General features: G+C 54.5%; 10 protein-coding genes and 1 tRNA gene. 4 read left to right on the top strand and 7 right to left on the bottom strand.

The annotated features are described in order from the left end of the window. Positions 1-20: 20 nt before the first annotated feature. Complete coding sequence (locus H6A13_RS00460) at positions 21-248, bottom strand: hypothetical protein (protein ID WP_204907650.1); 228 nt, start codon at positions 246-248, stop codon at positions 21-23. 148 nt (positions 249-396) lie between these two features. Beyond that, positions 397-621, bottom strand: a complete 225-nt coding sequence (locus H6A13_RS00465) for a DUF5348 domain-containing protein (RefSeq protein WP_204907651.1) — start codon at positions 619-621, stop codon at positions 397-399. A gap of 300 nt (positions 622-921) precedes the next feature. Between H6A13_RS00465 and H6A13_RS00470 the strand changes: the two genes are divergently transcribed. Next, positions 922-994, top strand: a tRNA-Ala gene (locus H6A13_RS00470). Between the two features lie 523 nt (positions 995-1,517). On the opposite strand, the gene H6A13_RS00475 is transcribed toward H6A13_RS00470, so the two are convergent. From H6A13_RS00475 to H6A13_RS00495, 5 genes are all read right to left on the bottom strand, one after another. Beyond that, positions 1,518-2,072 carry an ANTAR domain-containing response regulator gene (locus tag H6A13_RS00475; RefSeq protein ID WP_204907652.1) on the bottom strand — a complete coding sequence of 185 codons (555 nt, stop codon included), beginning with the start codon at positions 2,070-2,072 and terminating at the stop codon, positions 1,518-1,520. A gap of 35 nt (positions 2,073-2,107) precedes the next feature. Next, entirely contained in the window at positions 2,108-3,439 is a 1,332-nt protein-coding gene (gene glnA / locus H6A13_RS00480; protein WP_204907688.1) for a type I glutamate--ammonia ligase, read from the bottom strand. 154 nt (positions 3,440-3,593) lie between these two features. Further along, a complete protein-coding gene (locus H6A13_RS00485) occupies positions 3,594-5,069 on the bottom strand; it encodes a glutamate synthase subunit beta (protein ID WP_204907653.1) in 1,476 nt (491 codons plus the stop codon). Between the two features lie 2 nt (positions 5,070-5,071). Continuing rightward, positions 5,072-9,607 (bottom strand): glutamate synthase large subunit, encoded by a 4,536-nt coding sequence (gene gltB, locus H6A13_RS00490; protein ID WP_204907654.1) that lies wholly within the window; start codon positions 9,605-9,607, stop codon positions 5,072-5,074. Further along, positions 9,604-11,232: a CTP synthase gene (locus H6A13_RS00495; RefSeq protein ID WP_204907655.1), complete on the bottom strand. Its 1,629-nt coding sequence runs from the start codon at positions 11,230-11,232 to the stop codon at positions 9,604-9,606. Before H6A13_RS00495 ends, gltB begins: the two co-directional genes overlap by 4 nt. A gap of 278 nt (positions 11,233-11,510) precedes the next feature. Here H6A13_RS00495 and H6A13_RS00500 point away from each other — a divergent pair, with 278 nt between their 5' ends. The 3 genes from H6A13_RS00500 to asnB are packed head-to-tail and all read left to right on the top strand — an operon-like array spanning position 11,511 to position 16,624. After that, the gene (locus H6A13_RS00500) at positions 11,511-13,610 is read left to right on the top strand and encodes a glutamine synthetase III family protein (RefSeq protein WP_204907656.1); all 2,100 of its coding nucleotides are present in this window, start codon (positions 11,511-11,513) and stop codon (positions 13,608-13,610) included. A 15-nt stretch (positions 13,611-13,625) separates the two neighbouring features. Next, positions 13,626-15,029, top strand: a complete 1,404-nt coding sequence (purF, locus tag H6A13_RS00505; RefSeq protein ID WP_204907657.1) for an amidophosphoribosyltransferase — start codon at positions 13,626-13,628, stop codon at positions 15,027-15,029. A gap of 11 nt (positions 15,030-15,040) precedes the next feature. Then, positions 15,041-16,624 carry an asparagine synthase B gene (gene asnB, locus H6A13_RS00510; protein WP_204907658.1) on the top strand — a complete coding sequence of 528 codons (1,584 nt, stop codon included), beginning with the start codon at positions 15,041-15,043 and terminating at the stop codon, positions 16,622-16,624. Positions 16,625-16,627: the final 3 nt, after the last annotated feature.

Raw genomic sequence — 16,627 nt, forward strand, 5'->3', positions numbered from 1 at the left:
CATCTTCTTTCACCTCTCTACTAACCCTTGATGCCAATCTCACGCATTATCTGTTTTGTACACCATCCGATACAGGGATGTACTCGTCCGTAAGGGCATCCGTCACAATCGCTTTTTTCTTTTTCCGGTTCAGAAATAATAAAATAGCAGTTCTCTTTTCCGAGAGAGCATCCCTGCCTTGCATTTTTCCAGAAAAAGCACAGCGAGCAATCTTCCGGCTTTTCCGCAGCATATTTTTTGTTACTCACAATCGCTCCTCCTGCCTTCCTTTTTTATTTTGGGTAAAAAAATAGAGCGTTTACCCTTCCCCATAGGGGATGAATAAACGCTCAATGTAACATTATGTTTGACAAGTTATTCCAGAAAGCCTATCCTGTAAATAGAGATACCAGCTTTTCAGCTCATCCGGACTCTTAATCCGATAAGCGATGAAGTCGGAATGCCAACCAGATACCAGCCAGTGTCTCCGCAGGCATATTCAATCCGTGTAGGCTTCCAGCGGTTGTTTACGAACACCTCCATACAGGTGCCGCAGTGTAAACCTCCGTAGTATTCCTCCAGATTAAAACGAACATCCATGCGATCCGTTTTCTGGTCATAAACCAAAACCCCTTGCTTCATTTTGAACCTCCATTCTTTTAATCTTAGTTTCACCATGTTTACGGAAACCTAATCAAATCAATGGGGTTTTGACCTGAAATCTTGGACAAAAATCAGCGAAAACCCTTTGTTTTCAAGGTTTCTAACCGTTGCCCTTATTATAACTGGTTAGTCGATCCTCCTGACTATTCCCGTTGCTTTCATAAGTTTCTCCTTCTGAATGATTTTGCTATTAGTATCACTCATTTTGAAAAAAATATGAATGCCGGGCAAAAATTCTGTTCTTGATTTTTTCATCTTCTGTGCTATACTTTTAGACATGGGGCATTAGCGCAGTTGGGAGCGCGCAACATTCGCATTGTTGAGGCCACGGGTTCGAATCCCGTATGCTCCATATTTTAAAAAACCGCGTATTTTTAACTACGCGGTTTTTCTATATCTACATGATTTTCCCTCTGTAATAACTTTCCAATAAGATTCCACCCGCAACAGACAGGCAGATAAATATCATAACCAGTGAATAACTCAACCCTTTGTCGTCTATAACATATCCCACAAAAGGTAATAAAACCACCTGCGGTACTTTTGACACCAGGCTTCTGATCGAAAAGTCTGGTTCGCAAAAAATTCTTCTGACAATTCCTTCACCGTTTTAATATCTTTTTTATATTCCCTGACATTTTCTAATCGAACAGCCATTAGCAACGCCAGTGTACAGATTATAATACTTATCACAAACGGATACCTTTTGTTTATCGCGTACAGATACCCGATACTGATGGAAAATATACCTGACAGAATAAAATGAATCGAATCCAGTTTCCCTGCGACTTTTGTATAGTCATCTTTATTATCCAGTATCAGATATAAATAGGTCTCATCTGCGCCGGATGCAAAAACTTTATATAGAGCTACATTCACTCAATCTCATCACAGATCAGCCGCAGGATCATCTGGGCCGTCTCCACCATATTGGTCCCGTTGTCCATACTGCATTTCTGAATATACCGGTAGGCGGCTTCCTCTGTCAGGTGATTCCGGTCCATCAGAAGATACTTGGCGTTGCGGATATAGTTTTCTTCCTGCTCGCTCCTCTTCTTTGGACTTTTTTTGTCCTTCTTATACCGGCGTTCCACCTGATGAAGGACCATCTCCACGGTATTGACAAGGTCATAGATCTTCACCGGCATGGTGACGGCGATGATCCCGCCTCCTGCCGCGCTTACCACATTGGGGGAACCGATCAGCAGCATCTCAAAATACCGGGGCATGCATTCCAGAAGCTGGGTATAATGCATATCCGGCAGCCGGCAGCTGCTGATGAACAGCCCCCTCTGGTGCTGGTTTGCCTCGATTAAAGCTGCAGAGGCAGTCGTACAGGATACCACATGTTCAAATCCGTGACTCATCAGGATCTTCCGTATCCGCTTTGCATCTTCCATCTTGGGTAATGCCACAATGATGATGCTCATAGACTGCCTCCCGCCTTTTCTCTTAGTTTAGTCTGTCAGATCTGGTACAAATACTGGGCAAGTTCCCACTCGGAGACCTGCTTCATATAACTCTTCCACTCTTTTCTCTTTCCCTTCTTATAATGTTCCAGGAAAGAAGCTCCAAGGGTCTCTTCCACCCAGGGGTCTTGTTCCATCTCAAATAACGCAACGCTCAGATTCTCCGGAAGCGCCTGGATCCCCTGCTCCTTCTTCTCTTCCTCAGAGAGTTCCCGGATACTTTTCACCAGTTCCGCCGGGGCTTCCATCCCCTGTTCCATCCCGTGGATCCCTGCCTCCAGGCACAGGGCGAACACCAGGTAGGGATTGGCCGACGGATCCGGGCTTCTCAGTTCTATGGTCTTCTCCTCTTTCATTCCCCGGCACACTTTGACAAGAGCCGTTCTCTGGGTGGCGGACCAGGTTACATCCGAAGGCGCCTCAAATCCCGGCACCAGCCGCTTGTAGGAATTCACCAGAGGATTGAACACAGCCGTCATGCCCCGGATATGCTCCATGATACCTGCCAGGAACCCATAGGCCTCACGGCTGAGTCCCAGCCGGTCAGCCGGATCTTCGAATACATTTTTTCCGTCTTGATACAGGGCCATATTGATGTGCATGCCGGAACCGTTCACCTCGGCCTTTGGCTTTGGCATAAACGTGGCGTGAAGGCCGTGGCGCTTGGCGATGGTCCGCACCGCCACCTTGAAGGTCATCAGCTTGTCCGCCGTCTCCATCACATCCGACATGGTAAAATCAATCTCATGCTGTCCCGGGGCAATCTCATGATGGGAAGAAGCCACTTCATATCCCATCTCCTCCAGAGTCAGCACAATGTCTCTCCTTGCGTTTTCTCCCAGGTCCACCGGACTTAAGTCCATAAAGCCCGCCCGCTCATGAGTCAGCGTGGTGGGCGCCCCGTTGTCGTCGGTATGGAACAGGAAGAACTCACACTCCGGATTGACCTTAAAGGTATATCCTTTCTCCTTTGCTTTCTTTACCGCCTCCTGAAGGATATACCTGGGGCTTTCTTTGTAAGGCGTGCCGTCCGCCTTATAGATATCGCAGATAAATCTGGCCACCTTCCCCTGCTGGGGCCGCCAGGGCAGAATGCAGAAGGTATCAAGATCCGGATGGAGATACATGTCCTCCTCTTCATTTCTGTAGAAGCTTTCCATGGAAGAAGCGTCGATGACACATTCGTTATCCATGGCTTTTTCCAGCTTGCCAAACGGGATCGCGATATTCTTCATGGTACCAAACATATCGGTAAACTGAAGACGGATAAATTCCACGTCTTCCTCCTCTGCCATGCGTAAGATATCCTCTCTGGTGTATTTCCCCATCATCACCAACCTGTCCTTTCTCCGTACACCGGTTAATAAAAAGGGCGCACTTACCCGGGGGTTCCCCGGATAAGAACGCCGTTGTCCTTTATGGGTGCTATTATAGCAGTGCAGATTTGAAATGTCAACCTTCCCAGGACTCGTTTCCTGGGGCTTAATATCCCATCAGGTCGTGATCCACCGCCTCCGCGGCCTTTCTTCCCTCCGTGATGGCCCACACCACCAGAGACTGGCCCCGGTGCATATCTCCGCAGGTAAACACTCCCGGCACGCTGGTCTGGTATGCCCCAGGCTCTGTACGCACATTGGTCCTTGGGTCCAGCTCCACCTGAAAGGCGTCGGTCACATAGGGCTGACTTCCCAGGAATCCGGCGGCGATCAGCACCAGCTGGGCCTCTACCACCTTCTGGGTCCCTTCTACCGGCACCATGTTCATCCGTCCGGTCTTCTCGTCTTTCTTTGGTTCCAGGCTGACGATCCGGGCTTTTGCCACATTGCCTTTCTCATCCTTCAGAAATTCTGTCACCGTGGTCTGATAGATCCTGGGGTCCTTTCCAAAGACGGCGATGGCCTCTTCCTGCCCGTAGTCGGTCTTCAGCACTTTGGGCCATTCCGGCCAGGGATTGCCCGCAGCTCTTCCTTCCGGCGGCTTTGGCATCATTTCCAGCTGAGTGACCGATCTTGCACCCAGGCGGATCGCCGTTCCCACACAGTCGTTGCCCGTGTCTCCGCCGCCGATGACCAGCACATGCTTTCCCTTTACCGGGAGGAAGGATCCGTCCTTCAGATCCGAGTCCAGCAGGCTTTTGGTCACGGAAGTCAGGAAATCTACGGCAAAGGCAATATTTCCCGCGTCTCTTCCCGGCACCTTGATATCCCTTGGGTTGGACGCCCCGCAGGCCAGGACCACCCGGTCATATTCCTTCAGAAGATCCTTTGCTTTTACGTCTTTTCCCACGTCCACAGAGGTCTGGAAAACAACCCCTTCCGCTTCCATCAGCGCCACTCTCCGGTCGATCAGGGATTTCTCCAGTTTCATATTGGGGATCCCGTAGCGGAGAAGTCCTCCCACCCGGTCCCTTCTCTCATATACGGTGACCAGGTGGCCTTTCCGGTTCAGTTCCTGCGCAGCCGCAAGCCCGGAAGGACCGCTCCCCACCACCGCAACCTTCTTGCCGGTGCGAACTGGGGGGATCTTTGGCGTTACCCAGCCCTTTTCCCAGGCAGTCTCAATGATGGCTTTCTCATTGTCTTTCGTACTCACCGGATCTCCGTTCAGCCCGCAGGTACAGGCAGCCTCGCAGAGGGCCGGACAGACATGGCTTGTGAACTCCGGGAAGCTGTGGGTCTTGGAGAGGCGCTCATAGGCCAGCTTCCATTTCCCCCGGTATACCAGGTCGTTGGTCTCCGGCACCAGGTTGTGCAAGGGGCAGCCGGAAGCCATCCCTGCGATCATCTGGCCCGCCTGGCAGAAGGGAACGCCGCATTCCATGCACCGGGCCCCCTGAAGGGATTGCTCCTCCAAAGTCAATGGCTTTTTAAATTCCTGAAAATTGCGGATCCGCTCTGCGGGCGGGATCTGCGCCGCGTCTATTCTCTCATATTCTAAAAATCCTGTTGGCTTTCCCATCTCTACACCTCCGAAAATACTTCTGTAAACGCTTCCATCTGTGCCTGCTCCGAGGTCATGCCCTGTTCCTCCAGCTTCATGCTAAGAGACAGCATTCTCTTGTAATCATCGGGAATGATCTTCTTGAATTTGGGAAGATAGCTCTCGAAATCCTCAAGGATCTCTTTTCCCCGGCTGGAGCCGGTGCAAGCCGTATGCTCCTCAATCAGGCTTTTCAGTTCATGGACGTCCGCCTTACTCTCCACCGGTTCGATGGAGATCATAGCTTTGTTCAGATTTTTATAAAGGGTGTTGTGTTCATCCAGTACGTAGGCGATGCCGCCGCTCATACCTGCGGCGAAGTTCTTTCCCGTAGTGCCTAAGATCACCACGCGGCCTCCGGTCATATATTCACAGCCATGCTCTCCCACGCCTTCCACCACCGCATAAGCGCCGGAATTTCGCACAGCGAACCTTTCCCCTGCGATCCCGCTGATAAAGGCTTTGCCGCCGGTGGCGCCGTAGAGGGCCACATTTCCGGCGATCATGTTGTCACGGGCGGAATACTTCCGGTTCCTGGGCGGATACAGGATCAGCTTGCCGCCGGACAGTCCTTTGCCGAAATAATCGTTGGTATCTCCTTCCAGCTTAAGGGTCAGCCCCCTGGGGATAAAGGCTCCGAAGCTCTGTCCCCCGGCGCCCTGCCCATTGACGGTAAGGGTGTCTTCCGGCAGGCCGTGGGGATACTTTCTGGTGATCTCCGCACCCAGGATGGTGCCGAAGGTCCGGTCTGTATTGCTCACCTTCAGGGAAACGGAAGCCGGTTCCCCTTTCTTCAGCGCAGGGGCAAACTTCTTCAGAAGCACCCGCTGGTCCAGAGTCTGTTCCAGCTGGAAGTCGTAGACGTCCTCCTGGCGGAAGGTTACGCAGGCGCCTTCTTTCCCGTAAGGGTTCTTAAGGATGGCGTCAAGATCCAGCGCAGCCGCCCCGGAATGTTCCGGAGCCTTTTTCTGCATAAGAAGGTCTGTCCTTCCCACCATCTCATCCACGGTCCTCACACCCAGTTTCGCCATATATTCCCGCAGTTCCTGGGCGATAAATCTCATAAAGTTCACCACATACTCCGGTTTCCCGGCAAATCTTTTCCGAAGTTCCGGATTCTGGGTCGCCACGCCCACCGGACAGGTATCCAGGTTGCAGACCCGCATCATCACACAGCCCATGGTTACCAGAGGCGCCGTGGCAAAGCCAAATTCCTCTGCCCCCAGAAGGGCCGCGATGGCCACGTCTCTTCCGCTCATCAGCTTGCCGTCGGTCTCGATCATCACCCGGCTCCTCAAGCCGTTTTTCAGTAAGGTCTGGTGAGTCTCGGCAAGACCAAGCTCCCAGGGAAGCCCAGCGTTGTGGATGGAGCTTTCCGGCGCTGCCCCGGTGCCGCCGTCATAACCGGAGATCAGGATCACCTGGGCCCCGGCCTTTGCCACGCCGGCAGCCACCGTGCCCACTCCTGCCTCGGAGACCAGCTTTACGGAAATACGGGCGTATTTATTCGCATTTTTCAGGTCATAGATCAGCTGAGCCAGATCCTCGATGGAGTAGATATCGTGGTGAGGCGGCGGGGAGATCAGGCTGACTCCGGGCGTGGAGTGCCGGGTCTTCGCGATCCAGGGGTAGACCTTCCTGGCCGGAAGATGGCCGCCCTCGCCAGGCTTTGCCCCCTGTGCCATCTTGATCTGGATCTCTTTGGCGCTGACCAGATACCGGCTGGTGACCCCGAACCTTGCGCTTGCCACCTGCTTGATGGCCGAGCACCGGTCGTCCCTGGTCCCGGCGGAATCCAGACGCTCCTCGCTTTCTCCTCCTTCTCCGGTGTTGGATTTCCCGTGGAGCAGATTCATGGCGATGGCCAGAGTCTCATGGGCTTCCTGGGAAATGGACCCGTAGGACATGGCGCCGGTCTTAAACCGCTTTACGATCTCTTCCACACTTTCCACTTCTTCCAGAGGAACTCCTTCCTGGGGGAACCGGAAGTCCATCAGGGACCGCAGATTGCCGCTTCGCTCCTCATCCACCATCCGGGTATATTCCTGGAAGAGACGGTAGTCCCCCATGCGGGTGGATTTCTGCAGCATATGGATGGTGGCCGGATTGTACCGGTGTTCCTCGCCGCCGCTCCTCATCTTGTGTTTTCCCAGGCTGTCCAGGGTCAGATCCACCGCCCTTCCCAGGGGATCAAAGGCCCTGGAGTGAAGGGCTTCTACATTTTCCGCAAGATCATCCAGGGTGATCCCGCCTACCCGGCTCACTGTGCCGGCAAAATACCGGTGGATCACTTCTTCTGAGATCCCGATGGCCTCAAAGATCTTGGCCCCCTGGTAGGACTGGATGGTGGAGATCCCCATCTTGGAGGCGATCTTCACAATGCCGTGGAGCACTGCCAGGCAGTAGTCATTGACCGCCGCATAATAATCCTTGTCAAGAAGCCCTTCTTCGATCAGTTCCCGGATGGATTCCAGCGCCAGATAGGGATTCACCGCGCAGGCCCCGTATCCCAGAAGGGTTGCGAAATGATGTACCTCCCTGGGCTCTCCGGATTCCAGGATCAGGGAAAGGGAGGTCTGCTTCTTAGTGTCCACCAGGTGCTGATGGACCGCGGACACAGCCAGAAGAGAGGGAATGGCCACATGGTTTTCATCCACACCCCGGTCAGAGAGGATCAGGATATTGGCGCCGTCTTTGTAAGCCTTATCCACCTCCACGAAAAGGCGAGCAAGGGCTCTCTCAAGCCGGGTGCTCTTATAATAAGTGATGGGCACCGTCGCCACCTTAAATCCTTTCTCCTTCATGTTTTTGATCTTCAGAAGGTCCGTGCTGGTCAGGATCGGATTCTCAATCTTCAGTACCTGGCAGTTGTCCGGCGTCTCCTCCAGCAGGTTCCCGTCTTTCCCTGCATAGACCGTGGTGCTGGTGACGATCTCCTCCCGGATGGCGTCAATGGGCGGATTGGTCACCTGGGCAAACAGCTGTTTAAAATAATCGAACAGAGGACGGGGCTTTTGGGAGAGTACCGCCAGCGGGGTGTCCACCCCCATAGCGGCAATGCCCTCGCTTCCGTTTAAGGCCATCTCACAGATGGATTTGCGGTATTCTTCATAGGTGTAGCCAAAGGCCTTCTGCAGTCTTCTTCTCTGCTCCGGCGTCACTTCCTCCACCTGCATGTTGGGGATCTTTAAGTCCTTTAACCGGATCAGGTTGCTGTCCAGCCACTCCCCGTAGGGTCTGGCCTTGGCGTAGATCTCCTTGATCTCTTCATCACAGAGGATCCGCTGCTTTCTGGTATCCACCAGAAGCATTTTCCCCGGGTGGAGCCGTTCTTTCTGCAGGATCTCTTCTTCCGGCAGAGGAAGGACTCCCACCTCGGAAGCAAGGATCACATCTCCGTTTTTCATCACATAATACCGGGATGGGCGCAGGCCGTTGCGGTCCAGCACCGCTCCCAAAAGCTCCCCGTCTGAAAATACGATGGAAGCCGGTCCGTCCCAGGGCTCCATCATGGTGGCATAATACTGGTAGAAATCCCGGATCTCCTGGGACAGGGTCTGGTTGTTGGACCAGGGCTCCGGAATGGTGATCATCACAGCCAGAGGCAGTTCCATGCCGCTCATCACCAGGAATTCCAGGGTGTTGTCCAGCATGGCAGAATCCGATCCCTTACGGTCTACCACCGGAAGCACTTTGTGGAGCTGTTCCTTCAGGTGGGGCGACTCCATGGTCTCTTCCCTGGCCTGCATTTTGTCCGCATTTCCCCGGATGGTATTGATCTCCCCGTTGTGGACGATGAACCGGTTGGGGTGCGCCCTCTCCCAGCTGGGGTTGGTGTTGGTGCTAAACCGGGAATGGACGGTGGCAATGGCCGATTCATAGTCCGGATCCTGAAGATCTCCGAAGAAGGTGCGAAGCTGTCCTACCAGGAACATGCCTTTGTACACAATGGTCCGGCTGGACATGGAGACCACATAGGTGTTGTCGTTGCTCTGCTCGAACACCCGTCTTGCAATATAAAGCTTCCGGTCAAAATCCAGTCCCTTCTCCACCTGCTCCGGCTTTTTGATAAAAGCCTGCTGGATATCAGGCATGCATTCCCTGGCTTTGTGTCCCAGAATCTCCGGATGGACCGGAACCTTACGGAATCCCAGAAGCTCCATTCCTTCTTTCTCCACGATGATCTCAAACATCTTTTTCGCCTGGTTGCGTTTCAGCTCCTCCTGGGGGAAGAAAAGCTGGGCGATCCCGTACTCCCCTTCTTCTCCCAGCTGGATGTCTGCCTGTTTGCAGACCCTGGAAAAGAATTTATGGGAGATCTGAAGCAGGATCCCCACGCCGTCGCCGGTTTTCCCTTCTGCGTCTTTTCCCGCCCGGTGCTCCAGGTTCTCCACAATGTGGAGTGCCCTCTCCACCGTCAGATGGCTTTTGATCCCCCGGCTGTTCACCACGGCGCCGATCCCGCAGTTGTCATGTTCAAATGCGGGACTATAGAGTCCCTTCTGCTGTTCTCTCATACCTGGTCCCTCCTTGCTTTTTTCTCCTTCCCATACGTGTCCGCCGCTTTCACAAAGCCCCGGAACAACGGATGGGCGCGGTTGGGTCTGGATTTCAGTTCCGGATGCCCCTGGGTCCCCACAAAGAAGGGGTGATCCTTTAGTTCGATCATCTCCACAATGTGGCCGTCCGGGGAAAGGCCCGCCATGGTCATCCCCTGTTCCTCCAGGATCGTCCGGTAATCGTTGTTCACCTCGTACCGGTGTCTGTGGCGCTCAAAGATCTCTTTCTCTCCGTAAAGGGCATATGCTTTGGTCCCTTCCTTCAGAACGCAGGGGTAGGCGCCAAGCCGCAGCGTCCCTCCGATATTTTCCACTCCGCTCTGCTCCGGCATAAGATCGATCACCGGGTGCAGGGTGTCCGGATTCAGCTCCGTGCTGGCGGCGTCCAGAAGCCCCGCCACATTTCTTGCAAATTCCACGATGGCCATCTGCATGCCCAGACAGATCCCAAGGAAGGGGATCTTCTTTTCTCTGGCGTACCCTGCCGCCTGGATCTTCCCTTCCGTTCCCCGCAGGCCAAAGCCTCCCGGGATCAGGATCCCGTCCACGCCTTGCAGCAGGGCTTCGCAGCCCTGTCTTTCGATCTCTTCTGAGTCCACCCAGCGGATATGGATGTTGACCCGGCCGGCAATCCCGCCGTGCTTCAGGGCTTCCACCACACTTAAGTAGGCGTCGTGGAGCTGGATGTATTTCCCCACGATGGCGATCTCCGTCTCCGACTGAGGGTGTCTTAAGTTGTCCACCATGGTCCGCCAGTCTGTAAGATCGGCTTCGGGACAGGGAATGTGGAGACAATCGCACACCACCTGGGCCAGATGTTCCTTCTCCATAGAAAGGGGCGCTTCATAGAGATACTCCACATCCAGATTCTGGAGCACATGATCGGAAGGAACATTACAGAACAGGGCGATCTTGTCTTTCAGTTCCACGGTCAGCGGATATTCCGACCGGCACACCAGGACGTCCGGCCGGAGCCCCAGTCCCTGCAGCTCCTTGACGCTGGCCTGGGTGGGCTTGGTCTTCAGTTCCCCGGAAGCCTTCAGATAAGGCACCAGGGTCACATGGAGCAGGATGGCGTTTTCCTTTCCCACATCGTGCTGGAACTGGCGGATGGCCTCCAGGAAGGGCTGGCTCTCAATATCCCCCACCGTTCCGCCCACTTCTATGATGGCGATCCGGTCTTCCTCCGGCGTCTTCCCCCGGTAGAACCGGCTCTTGATCTCGTTGGTGATGTGAGGGATCACCTGCACCGTTCCCCCGCCGTAATCCCCGTGGCGCTCTTTCTGAAGCACCGTCCAGTAGATCTTGCCGGTGGTCACATTGGAATGTCTGTCCAGATTTTCATCAATAAACCGTTCATAATGCCCAAGGTCCAGGTCTGTTTCCGTGCCGTCGTCGGTCACAAAAACTTCCCCGTGCTGGATGGGGTTCATGGTGCCGGGGTCCATATTGATATAGGGATCAAATTTCTGCATGGTCACCTGATACCCTCTTGCCTTCAGAAGTCTTCCCAGGGACGCTGCCGTGATCCCTTTTCCCAGGCCAGACACCACGCCTCCTGTCACAAATACATACTTTACCATTGTTTCTTTCCTCCTTGTCCTGCTCCAGTGAATGAAATAAAAAAGGCGCCAGAATCTCCCATAAGAAATCCTGACGCCTTTGTCATATGTTTCATTTTGAACTTGTTTTCTACTATAATCGGTTTTTGCAATTTTGTAAATCCCCAAATTTATTTTTTGAAAAAAGGATTGACAATTCATTTTTGGCAGGTATATACTACAGGGCATAAAGCAAAGGCGCTTTGGACCACAGGGTTCGGGGCGCCTTTTCTATTGCCAAAAGAAAGGAGCTTACCACTATGAAAAAAGAAATCCCCGCTTTATATGGAAGTCTGGTGTTCAATGACAAGGTCATGCGCAATAAACTTCCCAAGGATGTTTATAAGGCTTTGAAAAAGACCATTGAGAACGGCACCCACCTGGAGCTTGAGGTGGCAAATTCCGTGGCCGTTGCCATGAAGGAGTGGGCGGTGGAAAACGGCGCCACCCATTTCACCCACTGGTTCCAGCCCATGACCGGATTTACTGCCGAGAAACATGACAGCTTCATCACTCCCACAGAAAACGGGGAAGTGATCATGGACTTTTCCGGCAAGGAACTGGTGAAAGGGGAACCGGACGCCTCCAGCTTCCCCTCCGGCGGACTGCGGGCCACCTTTGAGGCCAGAGGCTACACTGCCTGGGATCCCACCTCTCCTGCTTTTATCAAGGACGGCACCCTGTATATCCCCACGGCTTTCTGCTCCTACGGCGGAGAAGCCCTGGACAAAAAGACGCCCCTTCTTCGTTCCATGGAGGCCCTCAGCCAGGAAGCGGTCCATCTCCTTCATATCCTGGGAAATACAGAGGTCACCCATGTATCCACCACCATCGGGCCGGAGCAGGAATATTTCCTGGTGGATAAGGATCTGTATGAACAGCGCCGGGACCTGGTGTTCACCGGCAGAACCCTTCTGGGCGCTCCCGCTCCCAGAGGCCAGGAAATGGAAGATCATTATTTCGGCGCGTTAAAGCCAAGAGTGGCCGCCTATATGCACGACCTTGACGAGGAACTGTGGAAGCTGGGGATCCCGGCCAAGACCAAACACAACGAAGTGGCCCCCTCCCAACACGAACTGGCGCCCATCTTTGACACGGCCAACGTGGCGGTGGACCACAACCAGCTTACCATGGAAGTAATGAAGAAAGTAGCGGACAAACACGGGCTGGTCTGCCTGCTCCATGAGAAACCCTTTGAGGGGATCAACGGAAGCGGCAAGCACAACAACTGGTCCATCTCCACCAACACCGGGGAGAACCTTCTGGATCCCGGCAAAACACCGGCCAAGAACATCCAGTTCCTGGTATTTCTCATGGCTGTGATCAAGGCTGTGGATGAGTACGCGGATCTGATGCGGATCTCCGCCGCCAGCGCCGGCAACGACCACCGGCTGGGAGGAAACGAAGCCCCGCCGGCCATCGTCTCCATCTTTCTGGGGGATGAACTGACCGCCATCCTGAAATCCATCGAGGACGACACTTATTTTGGAAAGCACCAGAGAGTCCAGCTGGAGACCGGCGCCCATGTGCTGCCCCACTTTGTCAAGGACAATACAGACCGGAACCGGACTTCGCCCTTTGCCTTTACCGGAAATAAATTCGAATTCCGCATGCTTGGCTCCTCGGCTTCCGTAGCCACGCCTAACATCATCCTGAACACCGCCGTGGCGGAAGCCCTGGCCCAGTTCTCCCGGGAACTGTCCGGAACCGCTCCAAAAGACATGGAGCAAGCGGTCCATGAACTGATCAAGCGGGCCATCAAAAAACATAAAAAAGTGATCTTCAACGGAAACGGCTACACCGAGGAATGGGTGGCAGAAGCCGAGAAACGGGGGCTCTACAACCTGGCCTCCACCCCGGACTGCCTGCCCCAGATCCTGGCGGAGAAAAATGTGGAGCTTTTCACCAGACATCACATTTTCACCCGGGAAGAATTGGCTTCCCGGTATGAGATCTTCCTGGAGAATTATGTAAAAACCGTGGCCATCGAGGCAAAGACGCTGCGGGAAATGCTGGCCAAAGACTTCCTTCCGGCAGTTAGCCGCTATGCTTCCTCCGTCTCTGGTGAGGCCCTGTCCATGAAGACATTTGTCCCGGATCTCTCCACAGATTCTGCCAGGAAGCTGGTGTCCTTCCTGGGAGCTTCCTATGAGACCATTGCCGGCGCTTTAGATCTGCTGGATCAGGAGATCCTTGCCCTTGATGAGAAGACCTCCCTTCTGGAAGCCGCCAATTACTGCCGTAAGACCATCCTTGCCACCATGGAAGAACTGCGCAGCGCTGCCGACCAGGCTGAGGCAAAGATCCCGGAGGAGGAGCTTCCCTACCCCACCTATGACGCGCTCCTCTTCTCCGTATAAAGGAGGGCGGCTTTCATGGAACTGGATCCACAATACCAAATCAAAGAGGCCTGCGGGGTCTTCGGGATCTATGACCTTTCCGGAGAAAATACTGCACCCTCCGTCTATTACGGCCTTCTGGCCCTCCAGCACCGGGGCCAGGAATCCTGTGGTATCGCGGTATGCGATACCACAGGTCCCAGAGGAAATATCACCTTCCACAAAGGCATGGGGCTGGTGAGCGAAGTTTTTAAAGAGAACACCCTCCAGGATCTCTCCGGCAATCTGGGGATCGGCCATGTTCGGTACTCCACCACCGGAGCCCCCACCCTGACTAACGCCCAGCCCCTGGTCTTAAACTATGCCAAAGGAACCCTGGCCCTGGCCCACAATGGAAATCTTGTCAACGCCGGCGCTCTGCGGGAAGAACTGGAGCGGACCGGCACCCTCTTCCACACCACCACCGACTCGGAAGTGATCGCCTGCTGTATCGCCAGGGAACGGATGACCAGCAGTACGGTGGAAGAAGCGATCCGGAAAACCGCATCCCGGATCCGGGGCGCTTACGGACTGGTCATCGCCAGTCCCCGGAAGCTGATCGGCGTGCGGGACCCTCTGGGATTAAAGCCGCTGTGCCTGGGGAAACGGGACCAGGCCTATGTCCTTGCCTCGGAAAGCTGCGCCCTGGCAAGCGTGGGAGCCACATTTATCCGGGACGTACGCCCCGGGGAGATCCTGACTATCACGGACAAGGGACTTTCTTCCGACTGCAGCCTCTGTCAGGAACACCGCGCCCACTGTATCTTTGAATACATTTATTTTGCCAGGCTGGACAGCACCCTGGACGGCATCTCCGTCTATGATGCCCGCCTCCGGGCAGGAGCCGCCCTGGCAAAAGCCTGGCCCGCCCAGGCGGATCTGGTCTGCGGCGTGCCGGATTCCGGCGTACCGGCGGCCAAGGGCTTTTCACAGGCCTCCGGGATCCCCTTTGGCATCGCCTTTTATAAAAACAGCTATGTGGGCAGGACCTTTATCAAGCCCACCCAGAAGGAGCGGGAAAACAGCGTCCGCCTGAAGCTCAGCGTGCTGGCGTCCGTGGTGAAGGGAAAGCGTCTGGTCCTGGTGGACGACTCCATCGTCCGGGGCACCACGATCGCCAACCTGATCCATATGTTAAAAGCCGCCGGCGCGTTAAGCGTCCATGTACGGATCAGCTCCCCGCCCTTCTTATACCCCTGTTATTTTGGCACGGACATCCCCTCCAACCGGCAGCTGATCGCCTCCTCCCATTCCGCAGAGGAGATCTGCTCCATGATCGGGGCGGATTCCCTGGGATATCTGGATATCGAAGATCTCCCCTCCATGGCCGGGGACCTTCCCCTGTGCCGGGCCTGCTTTGACGGCCGGTATCCCATGGACATAGAAACCAACAGAAAGTAGGAAACGAAGTTATGTGTACCATTATGTGTTATTGTACCCCAAAAGCAGATTACAGCCGGTTCGCAGGCGGTCTTTCCAGGACTCACTCCCGGGGACCGGACGATGAAAGGATCCTGGACACCGGGAACGGACTGATGGGCTTCCAGCGGCTCTCCATCATGGGACTGACCCCGGAAGGCATGCAGCCCTTTTTGCTCCACGGAAATTATCTGGTGTGCAACGGCGAGATCTACGGCTTCCGCCCGGTGAAAGAAGAACTGATCCGAAAGGGCTATGCCTTCGCAAGCGACAGCGACTGTGAAATCCTGTTGCCCCTCTATGAGGAACTGGGCACAGAGATGTTCTCTCATCTGGACGCAGAATTCGCCCTAGTGCTCTACGACGCCGCCAGAAACTCTTGGATCGCCGCCCGGGATCCCATCGGGATCCGCCCCTTATTCTACGGGTATGACCGGGAAGGAGCCATCCTTTTCGCCAGTGAGGCCAAGAACCTGGAAGGACTGACAGACGAGATCCGGCCTTTCCCGCCCGGCCATTATTATAAGGACGGCCAATTTATCTGCTACCGGGACATCACCAAAGTGGAAAAAGTCTGCCAGGATGACCTGGAGGAGATCTGCCGCAAGATCCACGATAAGCTGGTAAAAGGGGTGGAAAAACGGCTGGACGCCGACGCTCCCATGGGCTTTCTCTTAAGCGGAGGACTGGATTCCTCCCTGGTATGCGCCATCGCCGCCTCCCGGCTTAATAAGCCCATCCGCACCTTCGCCATCGGCATGGAGACCGACGCCATCGACCTGAAATACGCCCGGGAAGCAGCCGAGTATATCGGAAGCAGGCACACAGAGATCCTGATCACACGGGATCAGGTGATCGCCGCCCTGCCGGAAGTGATCAAAGCCCTTGGCACCTATGACATCACCACCATCCGGGCCTCCATGGGCATGTATCTTCTCTGCCAGGCCATCCATGAGACCACAGACGTGCGGGTCCTTCTCACCGGGGAGATCTCCGACGAACTGTTCGGTTACAAATACACAGACTTCGCCCCCTCCCCGGAGGAATTCCAGAAGGAATCCGTAAAGCGGGTCAAAGAACTGCATATGTACGATGTCCTGCGGGCGGACCGCTGTATCAGCGTCCACTCCATGGAAGCCCGGGTGCCTTTTGGCGATCTGGACTTTGTCTCATATGTTATGGCCATTGATCCGGCCAGAAAAATGAACACCTACCACAAGGGAAAATATCTGCTCCGCCACGCCTTTGAAGCGGACGGGCTTCTCCCCCGTTCCATCCTGATGCGGGAGAAGGCAGCCTTTTCCGACGCGGTGGGTCATTCCATGGTGGATGACCTGAAGGAGTATGCTGAAAGCTGTTACACCGACGAAGTATTCAAGGAAAAAGCGGCACGCTACCGCTATGCCGCTCCATTTACCAAAGAATCCCTTCTCTACCGGGAACTTTTTGATTCCTTCTACCCCGGACAGGCGCCCATGGTCAAAGACTTCTGGATGCCAAACAGGGAATGGGAGGGCTGCGATGTAGACGACCCCTCCGCAAGAGTCCTGTCCAACTACGGGGCAAGCGGGATCTAGGCC

Origin of the sequence: Mordavella massiliensis, assembly GCF_016902415.1 — a bacterium.
Classification (GTDB): domain Bacteria; phylum Bacillota; class Clostridia; order Lachnospirales; family Lachnospiraceae; genus Merdimonas; species Merdimonas faecigallinarum.